This window comes from Streptomyces sp. NPDC051561 (assembly GCF_044454195.1).
Lineage (GTDB): Bacteria > Actinomycetota > Actinomycetes > Streptomycetales > Streptomycetaceae > Streptomyces.
In genome coordinates this window covers 933,044-939,133 of the sequence record NZ_JBITDM010000001.1, presented here as the reverse complement: position 1 = coordinate 939,133, position 6,090 = coordinate 933,044, and the positions used below count along the sequence as shown (strand labels likewise).

The window sequence follows — 6,090 nt, the reverse complement described above, 5'->3', positions numbered from 1 at the left end:
GCCGCGGGGGGGCCGCCCCCCCCGGCGCCCCCCCCCCCCCCCCCCCCCCCCCCCCCCCCCCCCCCCACACCACCCCCCCCCCCGCCCCCCCCCCCCCCCCCCCCCCCCCCCCCCCCCCCCCCTACGCTCGGAGCTGCTTCCCCCACCGGTGGAGCAACAACACCTTGAGGAGATCTGCAGCGAGATCGAGCGGATCGCAGACCTAATTGCTCGCGGCGAACCGGCAGACGACGCCGTCGCGGCCTTCAATGGAAGAGCCGGACACGAGTACGCCTCCATCGACTTCACCGAGTACTACGGGTGGCGCGACCTGCAAGACTTCGCCCGTGAAGCCGCCCGGCCAGCATGGCCGAAGGTGCCCGACATCACTCGCGACGAACTCGCCGAAATCGTCCGCAGAGTCCTCGCCAATGCCCCCGAGGCCGACTACTACCTGCGGCCTTTCGAAGTCAACGTGGCCCATCCGCAAGCGGCTTCTCTGATCTTCCACCCTCCAGCCGAACTACGGGATGCCTCCGCTCAAGCGATCGTTGATTCGGCGCTGAGCTACCGTGCGATCGCCTTGTGACAGCCCCAGCGATACCCCCAGGGACTTGACGCACTCGTATTCCGCAGAAAGAACAAAAAGTCGTGCGGCAACAGCCTCCAGGCGCAGCCGGCCCGCACCCGGTACGCAAGCGCATCAAGGGGGTCTGCTTGAAGCTTCCACTTGATCGTGGACACCTGGAGACTGGGACATGAGGTTCCAGAGGAAGTAGTGCCAGGTGGGAAGCAAGAACAACCGCAACAAGCGGTACACCGAGGAGTTCGAGCGGGACGCGATCGCACTCGTCGACTCTACGGGCCGCACGGTCACCGAGGTCGTGCGGGATCTCGGGGTGAGCCCCGAGTCACTGCGGGGCTGGTACAAGCAAGCCCGCGCCGATCGAGGTACGGGCCGGCCCGGCGGGCTTTCGAGCGAGGAGCTCAAGGAGCTGCGCAAACTCGCGGCAGAGCAGGCCAAGACGATCGAGGTGCTGCGAAAGCCGCGGCCTTCTTCGCGAAGGAGAGCGATCGATGAACGAGATGTACGCGTTCATTGAGGCGGAGAACACCACCCACGATGTTACTTTCCTGTGCCGGTCGCTGAACGTCGCCCGCTCCTCTTTCTACGCCTGGCGCTCTGCAGCAAAGGCCCGCGCCGCACGGAAGGCGGCCGACGCCGCCCTCGCCCACGAAATCGCCGTTCTGCACATCGCTTCACGCAAGACCTACGGAGTTCCGCGCATCCATGCCGAATAGTGCCCGGCTGGGACGGCGGATCAACCGCAAACGTGTCGAGCGGATCATGCGCGAGAACGGCATACAGGGCGCCCATCGCCGCCACCGGCGTTCGCTGACGAGGCCGGACAAGAAGGCCCGCCCGGCGCCGGACCTGATCGGCCGCGACTTCCAAGCGGATGCTCCCGGCACGAAGTTGGTCGGTGACATCACCTATCTCCCGACGACCGAGGGCTGGCTCTACCTCGCCTGCTGGCTGGATCTGGCCACCCGCGAGGTTGTCGGCTACGCAATGGCCGATCACCACCGCGCGAGTCTGGTCGTCGACGCGCTGAAAATGGCCCACGGCAGGGCCGCCCTTGCGCCGGGGTGCATTGCACACTCGGATCGCGGCAGCGACTACACATCAGAGCCTGTGTCTAAACCCCGGTCGGATCAGCGAACGTCGTCTGGTGCGTGCGATCGCAAGGCGCTGGAAGGTCCTCGTAGCGGAGCTACTAGGGCATTTCGGCAACGCCGCGAGCGTGCGTGCCAGGCGGCGGGCGCCCGGCCGGGGTTTAGACACAGGCTCTCAGCCGAATTCCGCCTCGCGATAGGCCAGTTGGAGATCCGGCAAAGCTGCGGACGCACCGGGTCATGCTTCGACAACGCCACCGCGGAGAGTTTCTGGGCTCTGCTCACAGAAGAGATCGGCACCCGTCTTTGGCCCGACCGGGCAACCGCCCGAGCCGAGGTCTTCGCCTTCATCGAGACCTTCTACAACCGCCGCCACCTGCGCAAACAGAAGGTCTTCGGCCACCTCACACCAGCCGAGACCCGGCAGCGACATCAGCACGCCCTCGCGGCGTAACGATCAAGTGTCCAGGATCACGGGGAAACTTCATACCACCACTCCCACCCTTATCCGGACGCGAAGGCTCCGGTGTTCTTCGGTGACGAGGTCCGTCGCCGGATGAGGGAATCAGCGGGCTACTGACAGCCAGCTCCAACCGAGCGCGTGGGCATCAGCCTAGACCTGCCGATCAATGCCCTGCCGCACTGGAACGCCGCGCAAGGGCGGCACCCCCGCTGACCAGCAACACGCTCAACAAGTGGGCGGCCGGCACCTCGGACACCCTCGCCCTGGGTCTGCTCACCGCCACGAGAAGGGCTTCCAGGGGCGGCAGGACGTCCGGCTGCGACGGCAGTACTGGTAGCGGACAGGGTGCCCGGTGCGCTTCTCCAGGGCCTCGATGCCCTCTCGAAGTCCTCCTTCGCCCACCGGTACGCGGACGGGGTGAGGATCAGGCAGACGTCCCAACCCGCCTGCTGGGCGGCGCGGATGGGGCAGGGCACCGGGGAGGCCCGGGGCGAAGGCTGGGTGCGCACGGGCGCGGACGAGCAGCTGCTCGCGTTGGCGGCATCCCTGGGGGTGACGAGCGCAGTACATCGGGAGCCGTCTTCGCCGCGATGCTGTCCGCGACAGTAAGCGGCCGCCAGCAAGAAATGCATTGCTCTGCCATTTTCCATTCGTGATCATGTGCCGAATGCGAATCTTTCCCGCTACTGCGGACTCCACCGCCCTGGACCGGGCCGCCGCGTACCCGGCCGACGGTCCCATCACCGCCCTTACCGCTGAGAGGATCCGCGAGGAGCTCGGTGCCAACCAGTTCCGCCCGGAATGGGTCTGGCTTGCCGAGGACGAGAACGGGTACGTCCTTGCCCGTGCGCTGTGGTGGGGCCGTGCCGACAGCGAGCGCCCCATAGCGCTCGATTGCCTCCAGGTCCGTTCCACCGTTGCCGATCCGGTCGCCGTCGCCACCAGGCTCCTTGACGCCGGGCATGCCGCCTTCGGCACGCGGCCGCTGTACAACCTCTCCCTCCCAGCGGACTGGAGCATCCGACCGGAACTGAGCGAGGCGGTGGCCTGGCGTCGCGAGGCGGGCCTGCGTACAGGGCTGAGCCGGGAGATTCAGCGCCTGCGCTACGAGTGGACTCCGGCGGCGGGACTGCCCGAGGCCGGCGGTCGGCTGACGTTCCGCGAGGGCAGCGACGAGGAGTTCCTGGAGGCCTTCGTCCGGGTGTCGGGCGACAGCCTCGACCAGGCCACCCGTGACGAGCTGCGCACAAAGAGCGCCAGGCAGCTGGCCGAGGAGGACATGAAGTTCTACCTCGACTGCCCGGGTGAGCGCTCCTGGTGGAGGCTTGCGGAGCTGCCCGACGGCACTCTCGCCGGCCTGGCCGTCCCGTCAGCGACCCCATACAACCGCAACGTCGGGTATCTCGGTGTCGTACCCGAACAGCGCGGCAAGGGACTGATCGACGAGATCCTCGCCGAGATCACCCGCTTCCACGCGACCGAACGCGCCGAGCGCATCACCGCGACCACGGACACTACGAACATCCCGATGGCCGCCGCCTTCGACCGCGCCAACTACAAGGTGAGGGAGATCCGTATGGTTCTGGAGGCTTCGGGGGCCGCATGACGTCAGGGCCCCGGGGAGAGTCCTGTTCGCCCGGCTTGATCACGCGTCGTCGGTGTGGCCGGGTCAGGTCCGGTTCAGGGGCAGAGTTCAGCTGGTGGCAGGCCGAGGTGGTCGTGCAGTGCCCGGCGGCCGGCGGGTGTCACGAGGAGGGCGCGGGTGGTGCCGATGCGTGTCATCCACCCGGTGGCGAGCGCGTGGGCGGACAGGGCGGCGCCCACCGCGCCGGCCAGGTGGGGACGGCGCTCGGTCCAGTCGAGGCAGGCGCGCACCGGTGGCCGTCGTGAGCCGGCGGGCACCGTGATGCCGACCTCGGCAAGCCAGAGGGCGCCCTTGCCGGTCAGGCCCGGCTCGGGCCCCCACTCCAGGAGTCCGCGTTGGACCATTGCGTCGGTGATGGCCAGCGCGGTGGTTCCGGCCAGGTGGTCGTAGCACAGCCGGGCGCGGGCCAGTGCCTGCTGCCGGCCGGAGGCCGCCAGCGAGCGAGGTGGGGCGCTGTGCTTCGGGGCCAGCGCGGCAAGGCTCTCGATCAGTTCGACCACTCTGCGGTCGGCCACCCGTACGTAGCGGTGGCGTCCGTGCCGCTCCTCGACGAGGAGTTCGCCGTTTACCAGCAGGTTCAGGTGCGAGGTCGCGGTGGACGGTGCGACTCCGGCATGGCGCGCGAGCTCGTTCGCCGTCCACGCCCGGCCGTCGAGCAGTGCGAGGCAGAAGGCGGCCCGGGTGTTGTCGGCCAGCAGTTTCGCCACGCCCGCCAGGTCCACGCCCACGTCCTGGTCCGCGCGCTGAATGTCCACGGTGCCCATTGTCGCCGACGTCCCTTCGACGTCCGTCGAAGCGTCCGGGCCCTACCGTCGGCTCGTGCGCCGGGCTCACCGGCGCTGCACCCGCATCCGCTCACGTACTGGAGCAACCATGACCGCGTCCGACACTGCCGTCACCGCCTCCCGCCAGCCCAAACCGCAGACGGAGTGGGTGCTCACCGACTCCCCTCTATCGGAGGACGTCGCGGCAATCTCCGGCGCGCTGGACCGCTTCAACGTCGAACACACGGGAATCGCCGACCGCAGACCTCTGGCTGTCCTGGTCCGTGATCCCGAAACGCATCAGGTGGTCGGCGGACTGACCGGGCGTACCTCGCTCGGGCTGTTCTTCCTCGACCTCTTCTACCTGCCGCCCCGACTGCGTGGCAGCGGGCTGGGAACAGAGATCCTCCGGCAGGCCGAGGACGAGGCTCGTACCCGTGGCTGCCGCACGGCCGTGCTCTACACGATCACCTTCCAGGCTCCCGGCTTTTACCAGAACCACGGGTGGAAGCGGCTCGGAGAGGTCCCCTGCGATCCGCCAGGCACCAGCCGCGTCTTCATGACCAAGGAACTCACGGCACCGACCGGTGAACCAACCCGGTTCCGGTAAGGTCGCCGTGCTCGTTGCACCATCATCGGATCCGTCCGCTCCGCACTTGCCACAGGCCGCGTTGGGAGCGTCACGGCCCGAGGTGGTGGTGCCGTCCGGTCTGCTCGACGCACTGGCCCAGGTGCCAGATCCGAGGAGTCCGCGTGGGGTGCGGTTCCGGCTGGCAACGCTGCTCGCGGTCGGCGTATGTGCACTCACCAGCGCCGGACACAACTCCCTGACCGCCATTGCCGAGTGGGTACGCCGCTGTGACCAGGATGTCCTGGCCCGGCTGGGCTGCCCCTTCGACCCCTTTACCGGCCGGTTCAAGGCCCCGGGCGAGGGCACTTTGCGGGACGTATGTGCCCGCGTCGACCCCGCGATACTCACCGCCGCCGGTTTCACCAGGCTCCAGGCCCGCCCGATATCCGCAACAGCCCCGGGCGGGACCGTAGAGCGCGAACAGCGCCGCGTCCACCGCACCGTCCAGTACGAGACGGACCAGCCGCAACCACGTCGGACGGCCTTCGCCGTGGACGGCAAATGCCTACACGGCCGTCGTCGCCCCGGTGCTCGGGCCAGGTAGCACGGCCGAAGGTCGGGCACGGGTTCCCGTGCGACGCGACTTGCCGTACGGACGCGGTGCGGGGTGCGGGCGTACGCCCTGCTGGACGGGATCGGCGACACCCTGCTGGTGCGGGAGTGGACGCGGGAAAACGCCTACTTCCTTGCCGGGGACGGGATCGAGCACGGCGAGGCGTACGGGGCGCTGCGTGCCGTGTCCGCGGTGTGCGCGGTCGGGGCGCGGCGGCCGGGTGCCGCAGAGGTGGGGGCGGTCGCGGTCCTGGCCGTCGTCGTGCCGGGCAAGCCGGTCACGGTCGCCTGGTGCGGCGACGCGCGGGCCTGCCACCAGCCTGCGGGTGGTGGGGCGCCGGTGCTGCTGACGCGGGATCACAACCTGCGCCAGTAGGCC

The 6,090-nt window shown here is 68.9% G+C and carries 9 protein-coding genes; 8 read left to right on the top strand and 1 reads right to left on the bottom strand.

Annotated features, from left to right (window positions below; translation table 11 throughout):
* Nucleotides 1–148 precede the first annotated feature (148 nt).
* The 5 genes from ACIA73_RS04345 to ACIA73_RS04325 all read left to right on the top strand — a co-directional run bounded on the left by ACIA73_RS04345 (nt 149) and on the right by ACIA73_RS04325 (nt 3,725).
* On the top strand, nt 149–568 hold the full coding sequence (locus ACIA73_RS04345; RefSeq protein WP_399436719.1) for a hypothetical protein: 420 nt from the start codon (nt 149–151) through the stop codon (nt 566–568).
* 196 nt (nt 569–764) lie between these two features.
* Entirely contained in the window at nt 765–1,082 is a 318-nt protein-coding gene (locus ACIA73_RS04340; protein WP_399436718.1) for a transposase, read from the top strand.
* Nucleotides 1,057–1,281, top strand: coding sequence for a hypothetical protein (locus ACIA73_RS04335; protein WP_399436717.1), 225 nt, complete (start codon nt 1,057–1,059; stop codon nt 1,279–1,281). The genes ACIA73_RS04340 and ACIA73_RS04335 overlap by 26 nt, the downstream gene beginning before the upstream one ends.
* Nucleotides 1,271–2,110, top strand: a complete 840-nt coding sequence (locus tag ACIA73_RS04330) for an IS3 family transposase (RefSeq protein WP_399436716.1) — start codon at nt 1,271–1,273, stop codon at nt 2,108–2,110. Before ACIA73_RS04335 ends, ACIA73_RS04330 begins: the two co-directional genes overlap by 11 nt.
* A 676-nt stretch (nt 2,111–2,786) precedes the next feature.
* Nucleotides 2,787–3,725 carry a GNAT family N-acetyltransferase gene (locus ACIA73_RS04325; protein ID WP_399436715.1) on the top strand — a complete coding sequence of 313 codons (939 nt, stop codon included), beginning with the start codon at nt 2,787–2,789 and terminating at the stop codon, nt 3,723–3,725.
* A gap of 74 nt (nt 3,726–3,799) precedes the next feature.
* Here the strand turns inward: ACIA73_RS04325 and ACIA73_RS04320 are convergent, their stop codons facing one another.
* Nucleotides 3,800–4,528: an ArsR/SmtB family transcription factor gene (locus ACIA73_RS04320; RefSeq protein WP_399436714.1), complete on the bottom strand. Its 729-nt coding sequence runs from the start codon at nt 4,526–4,528 to the stop codon at nt 3,800–3,802.
* A 109-nt stretch (nt 4,529–4,637) separates the two neighbouring features.
* Between ACIA73_RS04320 and ACIA73_RS04315 the strand changes: the two genes are divergently transcribed.
* From ACIA73_RS04315 to ACIA73_RS04305, 3 genes are all read left to right on the top strand, one after another.
* On the top strand, nt 4,638–5,138 hold the full coding sequence (locus ACIA73_RS04315) for a GNAT family N-acetyltransferase (protein WP_399436713.1): 501 nt from the start codon (nt 4,638–4,640) through the stop codon (nt 5,136–5,138).
* A gap of 46 nt (nt 5,139–5,184) precedes the next feature.
* Complete coding sequence (locus tag ACIA73_RS04310; RefSeq protein ID WP_399436712.1) at nt 5,185–5,703, top strand: transposase family protein; 519 nt, start codon at nt 5,185–5,187, stop codon at nt 5,701–5,703.
* 63 nt (nt 5,704–5,766) lie between these two features.
* Complete coding sequence (locus ACIA73_RS04305) at nt 5,767–6,087, top strand: hypothetical protein (RefSeq protein WP_399436711.1); 321 nt, start codon at nt 5,767–5,769, stop codon at nt 6,085–6,087.
* Nucleotides 6,088–6,090: the final 3 nt, after the last annotated feature.

Excerpts from the sequence above, each read along its gene's own strand:
- ACIA73_RS04335 (WP_399436717.1), top strand. The coding sequence starts at position 1,057 with ATGAACGAGATGTACGCGTTCATTGAGGCGGAGAACACCACCCACGAT.
- ACIA73_RS04320 (WP_399436714.1), bottom strand. The coding sequence starts at position 4,528 with ATGGGCACCGTGGACATTCAGCGCGCGGACCAGGACGTGGGCGTGGAC.
- ACIA73_RS04325 (WP_399436715.1), top strand. The coding sequence starts at position 2,787 with ATGCGAATCTTTCCCGCTACTGCGGACTCCACCGCCCTGGACCGGGCC.
- ACIA73_RS04330 (WP_399436716.1), top strand. The coding sequence starts at position 1,271 with ATGCCGAATAGTGCCCGGCTGGGACGGCGGATCAACCGCAAACGTGTC.
- ACIA73_RS04315 (WP_399436713.1), top strand. The coding sequence starts at position 4,638 with ATGACCGCGTCCGACACTGCCGTCACCGCCTCCCGCCAGCCCAAACCG.